Here is a 13,430-nt window from a genome sequence, read left to right on the forward strand (position 1 = left end):
GCCCCGCCCGGGGCCGGCGCGGCGTTGCGCGACGACCCCGGTAGGAACGACTCGTTGTGCTGATGATCATGCTCCCAGTTGCGACTGTCCGCAGACGCGCAGCACCTGGCCGGTGACCCCGGCCGACGCAGGCTCGGCGAAGAAGGCGATGGCTTCGCCCACGTCGACCGGCTGTCCGCCCTGAAGCAGCGAGTTGAGCCGGCGTCCGACCTCGCGGGTGCCCATCGGGATCTTGGCGGTCATCTCGGTCTCGATGAACCCCGGCGCCACCGCGTTGACGGTGATGTTGCGGTCGGCCAGTTCCTGCGACAACGCGCGCACCATGCCGATCACACCAGCCTTGGACGCGGCGTAGTTCGACTGCCCGCGGTTGCCGCCGATGCCGCTGATGGAGGCCACCGACACGATGCGTCCGCCGTCCTTCAGCCCGCCCTTCGTGGAGGAGTCGAGCAGCACCTTGTTGATGCGGAACTGCGACTGCAGGTTGACGTCGAGCACACTGCCCCAACGGGATTCGTCGGTGTTGACGAACAGTTTGTCGCGGGTGATGCCGGCGTTGTGCACGATGATGTCGAGCTTGTCACCCTGCTGCGCGACGGCCTTGGCGATGCGCTCACCGGCGTCGGGCGCGGTGATGTCGAGTTGCAGTGCCACGGCATTGATCGAGTTGGCCACCTTGGCGAGGGCGTCACCCGCTGCCGGGATGTCGACGGCGATCACCTTGGCACCCGCGCGGGCAAAGACCTTGGCGATTTCGGCGCCGATACCGCGAGCTGCGCCGGTGATGACAGCCACCTCACCCTGCATCGGCACGTGGACGTCGGCCACAGCCGACATCTGGCCAGCACCGATCGTGAGCGGCTGACCCGAGACGTATGCCGAACGGCTCGACAGGAAGAACCGCAGCGGGCCGGCAAGAGCCTCATCGGATGCCTGGTCGGAGATCCGCAACAGGTTGGCGGTGCCACCCGCCCGCATCTCCTTACCGAGGCTCCGGGTGATGCCTTCCAGCGCCTGCTGGGTGGCAGCCGCTTCGACATCGCTCTCCTCCGACGGCACCGCACCGAGCACGACGATGCGACCGTTCTTCCCGAGCGACTTCATCGCTGGGCCGACCACCGCGCGCAACTGCTGCAGGTCGTCGAGCACGCGGGCGGCGGTGGCGTCGAACACGATTGCGGCGAGCTTCTCGTCGTACGTCGAATCAGCTTGCGCGTCAACGATCTTGGCGCCTTCTGCGGCAAGGACGGCGCGTACGGCATCGAGCGCCGGAGCGTCGCCGACGCCGGCGATCGCAGCAGCCCCGGTGAGCAACTCCTGCCCCTTCTCGTAGCGACGCAGAATGGTCGGCTGGGGCAGCCCGACGGTGCCGGCGACCTTCTTGCCGAACCCGCCGTTGACGAACTTGGTGAAACCGTCAGTCATCAGGCACCTTCCAGGATCGCGACGACGCCCTGGCCGCCGGCTGCACAGATCGAGATGAGACCGCGGCTGCCCGGGCCCTTCTCGTGGAGCATCTTCGCCAGCGAGGCGACGATGCGGGCACCGGTCGCGGCGAAGGGGTGACCGGCTGCCAAGGAGGAGCCGTTGACGTTGAGCTTGCTGCGGTCGATGGTGCCGAGCGGGGCGTCGAGGCCGAGTTTGTTCTTGCAGAACTCCTCGTCCTCCATCGCTGCAAGGTGAGCCAGCACGGTGGAGGCGAAGGCCTCATGGATCTCGTAGAAGTCGAAATCCTGCAGCGTGAGGTTGTTGCGCTTCAGCAGGCGCGCGATCGCGTACGGCGGGGCCATCAGCAGGCCTTCGGCACCGTGCACGTAGTCGACGGCTGCGGTCTCACCGTCGACGAAACGGGCCAACGGGGTGAGCTTGTGCTCGTCCGCCCACTCCTTGGAACTGAGCAACACGGCCGAGGCGCCGTCACTGAGCGGGGTGGAGTTGCCAGCGGTCATCGTCGCGCCCTCGCCCTTGCCGAAGACCGGCTTGAGGGTCGACAGCTTCTCGATGGAGGAATCCGGACGCAGGTTCTGGTCGCGGGTGAGACCGAGATACGGGGTCACCAGGTCGTCGAAGAAGCCGCGGTCGTACGCAGCGGCGAGGTTCTGGTGGCTCTTGACGGTGAGCTCGTCCTGCGCCTCACGAGTGATGCCCCACTCCTTGGCGGTGATGGCCATGTGGTCGCCCATCGACAGGCCGGTGCGCGGCTCGCCGTTCTTGGGCTGCTCAGGCGTCAACTGGTTGGGGCGGATCTTCAACAGCGCCTGGATGCGCTGCTGGGGCGTCTTGGCGTAGTTGGCCTTCATGAGCGTCTTGCGCAGATCGTCGTTGACCGCCAGCGGGGCGTCGGACGTGGTGTCGGTGCCGCCGGCGATGCCGGAATCGATCTGACCGAGCGAGATCTTGTTGGCCACCTGGATGACCGCCTGGAGCCCGGTGCCGCACGCCTGTTGGACGTCGTAGGCCGGGGTGGTCGGGTCGAGGTGTGAGCCGAGCACGCTCTCACGGGCGAGGTTGAAGTCGCGCGAGTGCTTGATGACGGCGCCGGCCGCCACTTCACCCAGGCGCTCGCCACCCAGGCCGAAACGCGCGACCAGTCCGTCGAGCACTGCGGTGAGCATGTCCTGGTTGGACGCCTTGAGGTACTTGCCGCCCGAGCGGGCGAACGGAATTCGGTTGCCGCCGATGACGTAGACGTCATGCAGACTCATGAAAGGAACTCCCCTGCTTCGATGGAGACGACGTCGAGGTCGCCGAAAATTTACCGATACTGACAGTAGCAGGTACGTCGAGTTTCGGATACTGTCGAACCATCATGAGTTCGCAGAACCAGCCCCTCGACGGACGCGACACCCGCTGGACCACCCACCGGGTGCAGCGGCGACGGCAATTGGTCGAAGCCGCGATCAAGGCGATCCGCAAACACGGCGCCACAGTCGGCATGGACGAGATCGCCGCCACCGCAAGCACGTCCAAGACCGTCATCTACCGCCACCTCGGCGACCGGTTGGGCCTCTACCTCGCGGTCTGCGAGGCGGTCGATTCACTCATCCTCAAGGACTTCGACATCGCGCTCACCAGCGGCGTCGACCCGCATGACCCGACCGCGCTGCTGTCGACCGATCCGCACGAGGTGCTGGTGGCCGTGATCGACAGCTACCTGTCGTTGGTCGAGGACGACCCCGAGCTCTACCGCTTCGTGATCCGTCGCCCGCTGGTCGACGTCCCGCCCGAGGCCGACCCCGTGGCAGGCCTGACCGACGCGATCGCCGGGCGCCTCTCCGACATCTTCGCCGCGGCCCTCAGCGCCGCCGGTCGCGACACCGCACCGGCCACCACATGGGGCCACGCACTGGTCGGTTACGTGCGGGAAGCCGCCGATCGGTGGCTGGCCGATCCGCAACGTGCGCCGCGCGCCGCCGTGGTGCAACACCTCGCCGAGTTCGCCTCCGTGGGACTCACCGGAGTGCTCGGCACGCCGGCCCCTCATCAGTCACGAACCTCAATCACCCACCCGTCCGACCTGCGCACGACCAACGATCGGAGCTCGACATGAACGACCCCGTCGCACTTGAACTGCGAACCACCCTCGACGGCCCGTGGGCTGCGGTGCGTGGCGACTTCCGCGAACAGATCGAGCCCTCGATGCTGCTGGGCACACCGGGTGAGTCGATGCAGGCCCAGCGCGAGCGGGTGACCGACCAGGTGCTGCAGATCGCGTCGATCGGGCACGGCCGGGTCGGCTTCCCGCAGGCCTACGGCGGCACCTACGACTACGGCGCCTCGTGTGCGCTGTTCGAGATGCAGGGTTACGGAGACCTGTCGCTGCTGGTGAAGCTCGGCGTCCAGTTCGGGCTCTTCGGTGGCGCGGTGAGCCGCCTCGGCACGCAGCGGCACCACGAGGAGTACCTGCGCGGCATCATGGACGCGCAGATCATGGGCTCGTTCGCGATGACCGAGATCGGGCACGGCTCCAATGTGCAGCGCCTCGAGACGACCATCACCTACGACCCCGCCACCGATGAACTGGTGGTCAACTCCCCCACTCCGAGCTCGGTCAAGACCTACATCGGCAACGCCGCCAAGGACGCCCGCATGGCGGTCGTCTTCGGCCAATTGCTCACTCCCGAAGGCGAATTCGGCGTCCACGCCGTGCTGATGGAGGTGCGGGACGCCGAGGGCAATGTGCTGCCCGGCATCACCATCGAGGACAACGGCGTCAAGGGCGGCCTGCCCGGAGTCGACAACGGCACCTTCGCCTTTGCCGACGTGCGCATCCCCCGCTCGGCGCTGCTCAACAAGTTCGCCGACATCGACGACGAGGGCCGCTACCAGTCGGACATCGCCAATGAGAACGCCCGCTTCTTCACCATGCTCGGCACCCTCGTGCGCGGGCGGGTCTGCGTCGGTGGCGGTGCGGCGAGCGCAGCGAAGAAGGGTCTGGCGATCGCTCTTCGCTATGGCGCACGACGCCGCCAGTTCGAGGCGCCGGGTGCGGAGCAGGAGATCGTCGTGCTCGACTACCTGGCCCACCAGCGCAAGCTCTTCCCGCGGCTGGCGAAGTCGTACGCCTTGAGCTTCGCGCAGAACGCGATCACCGAGACGCTCCAGGAGTTGCACGGCACTCCGTTGCCGGACGGTGAGACCCACCCCAAGGAAGCGATTCGCGAGCTGGAGACGCGGGCAGCCGGCCTGAAGGCTGTGAGCACCTGGCATGCCGTCGACACCCTGCAGGCCTGCCGCGAGGCATGCGGCGGGGCCGGATTCATCGCCGAGAACCAGCTCACCCAGGCACGCGCCGACGTGGACGTCTTCGCCACTTTCGAGGGCGACAACACCGTGCTGCTGCAGCTCGTGGCCAAGGGCCTGCTGACGGAGTACAAGGAGATGTTCGGCGACCTGGCGATGGCTGAGCTCGCCGGACTGGTGACCAAGCAGGTGGCCGAGGGACTGGTGGAGCGCACGACCGGCCGGGCGGGTCTGCAGCGGCTGCGCGACCTCGCAAAGGGCCGCGACCACGAGTCGGCGATGGACGACACCGGCTGGCTGCTGTCGATGTTCGAGCAGCGTGCCGACCACGCCTTGGAGACGGTCGGCAAGCGCCTGCGCAAGGCCGGCAAGGACAACGGTTTCGAGCTCTTCAACTCGGCGCAGGACCACGTGCTCTTCGCCGCACGCACCCACATCGACCGTTGCATCTTGGAGGCAGCGCTGGAGGCGCACGACGATATGGCCGATGGTGAGGCCAAGGAGTTGATGCGCAAGGTGCTCGCGCTCTACGCGCTCTCCTCCATCGAGGAGGACAAGGCGTGGTTCCTCGAGCACGGCCGCCTCAACAGCGTGCGCTCGCGCCAAGTGACCGCGTCGATCAACGACCTGTGCCGAGAACTGCGTCCGCGCGTCCACACCCTCGTGGACGGCATGGGCATCCCGGAATCGCTCATCACCGCCCCGATCGCGACCGGCGAACACACGACAACCTTCGCCTGATCTGCGCACAAGCCGCGCGTACCGAGTAGTCGGTGCGCGCGGCTTGTTCGTGACCGCTCAAGCCCGTTCATCGCGTGGACGCCCAGGCAGGCCGATGACGGTCAGCGCCGCCCCGGCCAGCACCCAGAGCGCGCACCACCACATCGCGCTGCGATAGGCGTCGGCCACCAGGTGCGGCACCCGGTATTGGTCTCCGGTGAGACCGACCATGAGCGGCAACGCGGCCACGGCGAGCAGACCGGCGGTGCGCGATACCGCGTTGTTGATGCCGCTGGCGACACCGGAGCGACTGTCGGGCACCGCCGCAAGCACCGTGCCGGTGAGCGGTGCCACGAGCATCGACAACCCCAGGCCCTGCAGTAGGACGCCCGGCAGGATGTGGACGAGATAGTCCGGCTGGTCGGGCGCGAGCGCCAGCAGCGCCAGACCGGCGGCGAGTACGAGGCAGCCGGCGAGCATCGGCGTCCGGGCTCCGTGGCGAGTGCCGTAGCCCCCGAACCATGACGCGAGCAACAACATCACGATCGACACCGGGACGGTTGCCGCGCCGGCTTCCAGAGGCGACCAGCCGGCGCTGACCTGCAGGTAGACCGCGAGGAAGAACATGCTGCCCGCCAGCGCCGCGTAGACGAACAGCGTGACCACGTTGATCGCGGTGAAGACGCGACTGCCGAACAGGTCGGGCGGGGTCATCGGATGCGACCCGCGGCGCTGCGCGATCACGAAGCCGCCGGCGGCGAGCCCGCCGATGATCGCCGCTGCCGGGGTGTGGTCGTCCGGCCAGGCAGTGAGCGCCCAGGTGATGCCGGCCAGCGCTACCGGAGCGAGGATCAGGCCGGCGTAGTCGTAGCGCCCGGACGCTTCGGAACTCCTGGATTCGGGCGCTGACCGCAGCAGCCACAGGACGACTGCAGAGAGCGGGAGATTGATCCAGAACGCGATGCGCCAGTCGATGTCGACCAGCCACCCGCCCAGCACCGGACCACCAGCGGTGGCGATGCCGAGCATGCCGGTCCACGCACCGATCGCCTTCATGCGGTCGTCCGGATGGAAGCTGGCCTGCAGAAGCGCCAGGCTGCCCGGTGTCATGAGCGCGGCCGCCAGCCCCTGCAGGAGACGTGCGGCGACCAGCGTCTCGATCGTCGGGGCCACCGCCACCATGACGGAGGTCAACGCGAAACCCGCTGTGCCCCACGCGAAGACGCGTTTACGTCCGAGCCGGTCGCCGAGCGAGCCGCCGACGAGGATGAACGCTGCCAGGGTGAGGGTGTAGCCGTTGATCACCCATTGCAGTCCAGCCAGGTCGGCATCGAGTTCGTCGCCGATCTTCGGCAGCGCGACATTGGCGACCGTGCCGTCGAGGAAGACCATCCCGGAGCCCGCGACCGCCGTGACAAGCAGTCGGCGTCCAGCGGGTTCGTTCAGGCGTAGCAAGCTCACCCGCGCACGGTAGCCCTTGCCGCTGGCATCGCTGGTACGGCAGGCTCAGCAGCGCGCGGTAGGCGCGAACCCGGTACTCCAAGGAGAGCAGTCATGCCCCACGGCGACATCACCCACATCGACATCCCGGTGTCGGACAACGAGTCGGCCGCGAAGTTCTACGGCGAGCTCTTCGGCTGGCAGATCTCGGCGCCGCCGGGCTTCGAGGACTACCCGATGTGGCAGGCCCCGAACAAGATCAGCGGCGGCGGTCTGGCCCCGCGCAGCGAGGGATTCACCCAACCGCGGTCGTACGTCGAGGTCGACTCGATCGAGGAGACGCTGAGGAAGGCGACCGAGAACGGCGCCACTGTTGTCATGGACAAGTCGCCGATCACCGACACCAGCTGGTGGGCGATCCTCCGCGACCCGGACGGCAATGACATCGGCCTCTACGAGGGCGTCACCGACCCCGGATCATCGAGCGACTGATCAGCGCTGACGCAGATCCACCCAGCGCCTTCCAGCCGGCACCAGTTTTCCTGAGCCCGAGGTGATCTCGGCGACGGCCGCGCCCAAGGCCCCGGCTTCACCCACGAGGTGGAGCACGGCGTGGTCGAGGTAGTCGACCCCGAGCACCTGCACCTGTCGCGCACGCAGATCGGCCTCGACCTTGCCGGCGTCCGCGTGCGACACGGTGAGATCGAAGAGGCGCTGCTGCGTGCGGCGCACCACCCGTGCGTCGGCCAGGGCCGCGCTCACCGCGTCGCCGTAGGCACGCACGAGCCCGCCGGTGCCCAGCAGCGTGCCGCCGAACCAGCGCACGACGACAGCGGCGACATCGCTGAGTTCGTGGCCACGCAGGACGTCGAGCATCGGGGTGCCCGCCGTGCCTGCCGGCTCGCCGTCGTCATTGGAGCGCTCGGTGGCGGGCGTCCGCCCCAGGATGAAGGCACTGCAGTGGTGCCCGGCGTCGTGGTGTTGCTTGCGTGACTGCGCCACCAACTCGCGGGCGGCGTCCTCGTCGTCCACGCGGCGGATCACCGCCAGGAACCGGGAGCGCTTGACCTCGATCTCGGCGCTCAGATCGACGCCGCGCGCGAGGGTCAGGTAGCTGGTCACCGGCGGAAGAACGGGATGGCGCCGCGTGCCGCGAACGGGCGGCGTCCGTTGGCCGCGACCATGCCCACCACCGAGTAGATGAGGTAGACGAGGGTGATCAGCCCCCAGATCACCAGGAAGATCCCGAAGGTACGTGGCCTTGCGGCAGGTGCGGCGTTACGTGGCTCTGCTGCGGGGACTGGCTGTTGTCACTCACCCATGCAAGGCTACGTGGGACGAACCGGCTCAGCCCGCTTGCCCATGATGCGTCCACCGGCACCGGGTCGATGGCGCAGGTGACTCACCCAGAAGAGCATCGCCAGGATCTCGGCGACCAGAGCCGTGAGCGCCATCGCCGCGAGTGACCCGGTGACGTGCGGCGCGATGAAGCCGGCTGCCAAGCCGTTGAGCACGAGGGTGAAGAAGGTGAAAAGCGACACCGTCGCACCTCGTGTGGCAGGGAACATGTCGAGCAGGGTGAGCTGGAACGCGGGATAGGACGCGCCCGTGCCGATCGCGATGAGCGCTGGGCCGATCACTGCGTAAGGCAGGCTCTGGGTGCCCGGTAACACCCCGAGGAGCAGGTTGACCACGGCGCCGAACAATGCGAAGACCATGGCGCCGGAGACCAGTTGGTTGATCGTGAGGCGTCCGCTCGTCCACGAACTGATGGCCGAACCGAGCACGACGCCGGTGATCATCGGGACGAAGAACATCCAGAAGTCCTGCTCGCCCTTGCCCAGGAGATCGACCACGAAGATCGGCGCCGCGCCGATGTAGAGGAACTGTCCGGCGAAGCTCAGCGACGCCGCCCAGGAGACCCGGTGGAAGGCCGGCGAGCGCCCGGCCTGGACGAGACTGCCGAGCAGCGTGGTGGCGTTGAAAGCGGTGCGCCGCTGGGGCGGATGCGACTCGGGCAGCGCGAAGACGACCAGCGCGGTCAGACCCACTGCAAGCACCACGAGGAAACCGAAGATGGCGCGCCACGAACCGATGGTGAGCAGCCAGCCACCGACGATCGGCGCCACCGCAGGAGCAACGCCGAAGATCATCGTCACCTTGCTCATCAATCGCTGTGCCTGCGCACCCTCGAACATGTCACGGATGACCGCACGGGAGACGATCACGCTCCCGCCGGCCGAAAGTCCCTGCAGCACACGGAAGCCCAGGAGCATCGGCAGGCTCTGCGAGAGCGCGCAGCCGATGGAGGCGAGGGCGTAGACCGAGAGTCCCGCCAGCATCACCGGACGCCTGCCGACGGCGTCCGAGATCGGACCGTGGAAGGGGCTCATCGCCGCGAACGCGAGCATGTAGGCGGTGACGACGAGTTGCATCTGGTCGGCATCGACCGCGAACTCGTTGCCCATACGGGTGAACGCCGGGAAAGGGGTGTCGATGCTGAAGGGTCCGAGCATCGACAGGGACGCGAGCACCACCAGCAGTAGCCACAATCGTCCGGCCGCCTGCTTCTCGGTCACCCTCGTCCTCCCGTCTCAATGGCGAAGGCCCCGACCGGAGCCGGGGCCTTCTGTACATGGTGCCAGGTGAAGGATTCGAACCTTCGAAGCTTTCGCGACGGATTTACAGTCCGCTCCCATTGGCCGCTCGGGCAACCTGGCATGAGTGCGCGTGCAAGAGTAGCAATCCAGGTGGCTGCGGGCCAATCGGATGCCGCTCGTCCCAGCACTACCGTGCGGGCCTTACTGGGCGGCATGGGGTCAGGACCGGTCAGGCATACTCGCTGCCACGTCCAACCGACCCGAAACTCCAGGGAGCAGCCATGGCCGATTCATCGTTCGACATCGTCAGCAAGGTCGACAAGCAGGAGGTCAGCAACGCGCTGACGCAGGCGGCCAAGGAGATCTCGACCCGTTACGACTTCAAGAATGTCGACGCCAAGTTGGAGTGGTCTGGCGAGAAGATCCTGATGGAGGCCAACGCCACCGAGCGCTGCCTCGCGGTGCTGGACGTGTTCCAGACCAAGCTGGTCAAGCGCGGCGTCTCGCTGAAGTCGATCGAGCTCAGCAACGACGGCGAGCCGAAGCTCTTCGGCAAGATCTACCGGCTCGAAGGCTCCCTTAAGGAGGGTCTGTCGCAGGAGAATGCCAAGAAGATCAGCAAGATCATCCGCGACGAAGGCCCCAAGTCGGTCAAGGCACGCATCGAAGGCGACGAACTCAAGGTCAGCTCCAAGTCGCGCGACGACCTGCAGGAAGTGCAACGGCTGCTGAAGGCGTCCGACCTGGACGTCGCGCTGCAGTACACCAACTACCGCTGACCCCTCGGGGTCAGTTGGGTGTAGCAACGCGAGTTGGGGTGCACAGCGGGAGGTAGAGCACCCGCTGCGCACCCAAACTCATGCTCAGGTCCGCTGAATTCGGACGTCAGTGGCGACGCAGGTCTGCCTTCAACGGGTCGATCTTCGGCTGCTTGGTGACCAGCTTGTGACCCCACCAGAGGGCGAGGAAGAGCGGCAGGCCGATGTACGACGACAGCAGCGCCTTGATGTCGGGGCTGTCGGTGAGCCAGGCGTCGTAGTTCTGGCCGGCGATCACGATCACGCACATGCCGAGTGCCACCAACGGCCCGAGCGGGAACCACCGCGCCCGGAAGGGCAGGTCGTCCAGTGATTTGCCCTGAGCAACGTAAGCCTGGCGGAACTTGAAGTGGCTCCAGGCGATGCCGCACCAGGTGATGAATCCAGCCAGGCCGGACGCGTTGACCAACCAGGTGTAGGCCACGCCGTCGCCGGCGAGACTGGTGATGAAGCACAGCGCACCGATGGCGGTGGTGGCCACCAGGGCCGGCAGCGGGATGCCGTGCTTGGTCAGCCGGGTGAAGATCGCCGGGGCCTGACCGTTGCGCGCCAGGCCGTGCAGCATGCGGGTCGAGGCGTAGAGGCCCGAGCTTCCGGCCGAGAGAATCGCGGTGAGGATGACGGCGTTCATGACGGCCGCGGCACCTGCGATACCGGCCCGCTCGAAGACGAGGGTGAACGGCGCGACGGTGATGTCACCGGTCTCGGCGGACGACAGCAGGCGCTTGTCGGTGTACGGAATCAGGAATCCGATCACCGCGATGGCACCGATGTAGAAGAGCAGGATGCGCCAGAAGACCGCGCGGATCGCTTTGGGAATGACGCGCTCGGGGTGCTCGGCCTCGCCGGAGGCGACCGCCACCATCTCGGTGCCCTGGAAGGAGAACCCGGCGATCATGAAGATCGACAGGATGGCCGGCACTCCCCCGACGAAGGGCGCTTCACCCTCCGTCCAGTTGGAGAAGCCGGGCGAATCGCCACCCATGATGCCGAGGATCATCAGCAGGCCCACGCCGAGGAAGACGATGACGGTGATGACCTTCACCGCGGAAAAGATGAACTCGCCTTCGCCGAAAGCCTTGACGGTGAAGGCGTTGAGCGCGAACAGGATCGTCAGGAAGATCGCCGACCAGACCCACGACTGGACGTCGGGGAACCAGTACTTCATCACCAACGCAGCGGCCACAAGTTCGGCGGCGACGGTGATCGCCCAGTTGAACCAGTAGTTCCAGCCCTGCGCGAATCCGAAGGAGGGCGAGACGAAGCGCTTGCCGTACGCCTGGAAGGAGTCGGACAGCGGCAGATAGGTCGACATCTCGCCGAGGCTCTGCATGAGCAGGAAGACCATGAGGCCGATCGCCGCGTACGCCAGCAGCGCGCCGCCCGGGCCGGCATCGCTGATCGTTGCGCCGGAGGCGAGGAAGAGCCCCGTGCCGATCGCACCACCGATCGCGATCATGTTGAGATGGCGCGCCTTCAGATGCCGGTTCAACGGCCCTGCGGCGTGGCCGGATTCGGCCGGTTGTTCGACGTCCTGCTGCGTTTCGCGCACGGCTGACCTCTCGTCGACGGATCCCCGCCGGCGGCCGAACGCGGGCAGGTGATCGGCCACAACGTACTGCCTCAGCCGCCTCCTGCCCACCCTCGTTCCACGAACGACACCGACGCCCAGACCACCTCGGTAACGTCTGGCCATGCGTAAGAAGATGCTCGCCGCCTCCGGACTGCTCGCCATCACCGCTGCGTCCTACCTGCGCACACCGAAACTGCCCGAGGTCTCGCCCCTACCGGACGACTTCCGCTGGGGCATCGCACTGGCGGGTTTCCAGAGCGAGGGCCACTCCCCCGACTCGAACTGGAAGCGCTACAGCGACAGTCGCGCGCCGATGATCAGCGACGAGGTGGCTGACGCCGCCGACTGGCTGAACCGCGTGGAGGAGGATGTCGCGCGCGCGAAGGATCTCGGCATCGGGTATTTCCGGTACTCCGTGGAGTGGGCGCGCACCGAACCTGTCATCGGCACGGTGGACGCCGAGGGTTTCGCCTTCTACGACCACGTGATCGAGACCGTCGAGGCTGCTGGCCTGAAGCCCATGATCACCCTCGACCACTGGGTCTATCCGGGCTGGCTGCTCGACCGCGGTGGGTGGCTCGGCGCCGATGTCGTCGACCTCTGGCTGGCCCACGCCGAGCGCGTGGTCAGACGGTACGCGGGCCGCGGCGTCACCTGGATCACGATCAACGAGCCCGGCGTCTACGTCGACTTCGAGCAGCAGAATCGCCGTTTCGACCGAAAGCAACGCGACCTGATGCGTAGGCGTCTGGTCGAGGCACATCGCGGGGCATACGCACTCATCAAGGAGCTCGACCCGGGCGCGTGGGCCACGAGCAACCTGGCGATCCTGCCGCCGCCGCTGCACTGGGCCGACGACCGGTGGTTCCTCGACAAGACCGTCGACACGATGGACTTCCTCGGCATCGACTACTACTACGGCCTGAGCGCCGACAATCTCACCGCTCGGCATGCCCTCGACGAACAGTTGTGGCGCATCCGCATGCAGCCCGACAGCCTGCTGCACCAGTTGCGGGTCTACCACCGCAAGGTGCCCCACCTACCGATCTGGATCATCGAGAACGGCGTCTGCACCGACGACGGCAAGCCCCGTTTCGACGGCCTGACGCGCAGCCGCCACCTGCAAGAGCACCTCTACTACCTGCAATTCGCGCGCGACGAAGGCATCCCGATCATCGGCTACAACTACTGGTCGCTCACCGACAACTACGAGTGGGGCTCCTACCGTCCCCGCTTCGGGCTCTACACCGTCGATGTCACCTCCGACCCCGACAAGGAACGCAAGCCCACCGACGCCGTCGCCACCTACACCGCTGCGATCGCCAGCCATGGCGTGCCGCCGGGCTTCCGCCCGACCTCCCGGCCCGCCTGGGGCGTCTTCGCGGCGCCGTGGCGCACCACCTATGGACGCCTCTTCGGACGAAGAGTTACCGGCGAGTAGCCTCGGGATGCAGTGGCCACCCGCTGAGCGCATCGATATACCTACCCAGAGCCCGCAAGCCCGCGGTGACAGGCTGTAATGAAGGCAGACCGTCC

The 13,430-nt window shown here is 66.9% G+C and carries 11 protein-coding genes and 1 tRNA gene; 5 read left to right on the plus strand and 7 right to left on the minus strand.

Features of this window, described 5'->3' with window-relative positions:
- Positions 1–66: 66 nt before the first annotated feature.
- Positions 67–1,425: a 3-oxoacyl-ACP reductase gene (locus J5M86_RS12075; RefSeq protein WP_188059195.1), complete on the minus strand. Its 1,359-nt coding sequence runs from the start codon at positions 1,423–1,425 to the stop codon at positions 67–69.
- On the minus strand, positions 1,425–2,705 hold the full coding sequence (locus J5M86_RS12080; protein WP_188059194.1) for an acetyl-CoA C-acetyltransferase: 1,281 nt from the start codon (positions 2,703–2,705) through the stop codon (positions 1,425–1,427). The genes J5M86_RS12075 and J5M86_RS12080 overlap by 1 nt, the downstream gene beginning before the upstream one ends.
- Before the next feature lie 104 nt (positions 2,706–2,809).
- Here J5M86_RS12080 and J5M86_RS12085 point away from each other — a divergent pair, with 104 nt between their 5' ends.
- Positions 2,810–3,550, plus strand: a complete 741-nt coding sequence (locus tag J5M86_RS12085) for a TetR/AcrR family transcriptional regulator (RefSeq protein WP_188059193.1) — start codon at positions 2,810–2,812, stop codon at positions 3,548–3,550.
- A complete protein-coding gene (locus J5M86_RS12090; RefSeq protein WP_188059192.1) occupies positions 3,547–5,484 on the plus strand; it encodes an acyl-CoA dehydrogenase in 1,938 nt (645 codons plus the stop codon). Before J5M86_RS12085 ends, J5M86_RS12090 begins: the two co-directional genes overlap by 4 nt.
- A gap of 57 nt (positions 5,485–5,541) precedes the next feature.
- Here J5M86_RS12090 and J5M86_RS12095 read toward each other — a convergent pair whose 3' ends face one another.
- The gene (locus J5M86_RS12095; RefSeq protein WP_244328344.1) at positions 5,542–6,924 is read right to left on the minus strand and encodes an MFS transporter; all 1,383 of its coding nucleotides are present in this window, start codon (positions 6,922–6,924) and stop codon (positions 5,542–5,544) included.
- Positions 6,925–7,017: 93 nt separating this feature from the next.
- Between J5M86_RS12095 and J5M86_RS12100 the strand changes: the two genes are divergently transcribed.
- Entirely contained in the window at positions 7,018–7,395 is a 378-nt protein-coding gene (locus J5M86_RS12100) for a VOC family protein (protein ID WP_188059191.1), read from the plus strand.
- Here the strand turns inward: J5M86_RS12100 and J5M86_RS12105 are convergent, their stop codons facing one another.
- The 3 genes from J5M86_RS12105 to J5M86_RS12115 form a co-directional block, all read right to left on the minus strand.
- A complete protein-coding gene (locus J5M86_RS12105; RefSeq protein ID WP_188059190.1) occupies positions 7,396–8,025 on the minus strand; it encodes a YigZ family protein in 630 nt (209 codons plus the stop codon).
- Positions 8,026–8,231: 206 nt separating this feature from the next.
- A complete protein-coding gene (locus tag J5M86_RS12110) occupies positions 8,232–9,482 on the minus strand; it encodes a multidrug effflux MFS transporter (RefSeq protein WP_244328345.1) in 1,251 nt (416 codons plus the stop codon).
- A gap of 57 nt (positions 9,483–9,539) precedes the next feature.
- Positions 9,540–9,623, minus strand: a tRNA-Tyr gene (locus J5M86_RS12115).
- 161 nt (positions 9,624–9,784) lie between these two features.
- Between J5M86_RS12115 and J5M86_RS12120 the strand changes: the two genes are divergently transcribed.
- Positions 9,785–10,282: a YajQ family cyclic di-GMP-binding protein gene (locus J5M86_RS12120; protein ID WP_188059189.1), complete on the plus strand. Its 498-nt coding sequence runs from the start codon at positions 9,785–9,787 to the stop codon at positions 10,280–10,282.
- A gap of 106 nt (positions 10,283–10,388) precedes the next feature.
- On the opposite strand, the gene J5M86_RS12125 is transcribed toward J5M86_RS12120, so the two are convergent.
- Positions 10,389–11,873, minus strand: a complete 1,485-nt coding sequence (locus J5M86_RS12125; RefSeq protein ID WP_370587298.1) for an amino acid permease — start codon at positions 11,871–11,873, stop codon at positions 10,389–10,391.
- 142 nt (positions 11,874–12,015) lie between these two features.
- On the opposite strand from J5M86_RS12125, the gene J5M86_RS12130 reads away from it, so the two are divergent.
- On the plus strand, positions 12,016–13,335 hold the full coding sequence (locus J5M86_RS12130; protein ID WP_188059188.1) for a family 1 glycosylhydrolase: 1,320 nt from the start codon (positions 12,016–12,018) through the stop codon (positions 13,333–13,335).
- Positions 13,336–13,430: the final 95 nt, after the last annotated feature.

The sequence above is a fragment of the Yimella sp. cx-51 genome (genome assembly GCF_017654605.1).
Classification (GTDB): domain Bacteria; phylum Actinomycetota; class Actinomycetes; order Actinomycetales; family Dermatophilaceae; genus Yimella.

Coding starts and splice junctions, on each gene's coding strand:
- J5M86_RS12080 (WP_188059194.1), bottom strand. CDS start 2,705: ATGAGTCTGCATGACGTCTACGTCATCGGCGGCAACCGAATTCCGTTC.
- J5M86_RS12120 (WP_188059189.1), top strand. CDS start 9,785: ATGGCCGATTCATCGTTCGACATCGTCAGCAAGGTCGACAAGCAGGAG.
- J5M86_RS12090 (WP_188059192.1), top strand. CDS start 3,547: ATGAACGACCCCGTCGCACTTGAACTGCGAACCACCCTCGACGGCCCG.
- J5M86_RS12130 (WP_188059188.1), top strand. CDS start 12,016: ATGCGTAAGAAGATGCTCGCCGCCTCCGGACTGCTCGCCATCACCGCT.
- J5M86_RS12085 (WP_188059193.1), top strand. CDS start 2,810: ATGAGTTCGCAGAACCAGCCCCTCGACGGACGCGACACCCGCTGGACC.
- J5M86_RS12075 (WP_188059195.1), bottom strand. CDS start 1,425: ATGACTGACGGTTTCACCAAGTTCGTCAACGGCGGGTTCGGCAAGAAG.
- J5M86_RS12100 (WP_188059191.1), top strand. CDS start 7,018: ATGCCCCACGGCGACATCACCCACATCGACATCCCGGTGTCGGACAAC.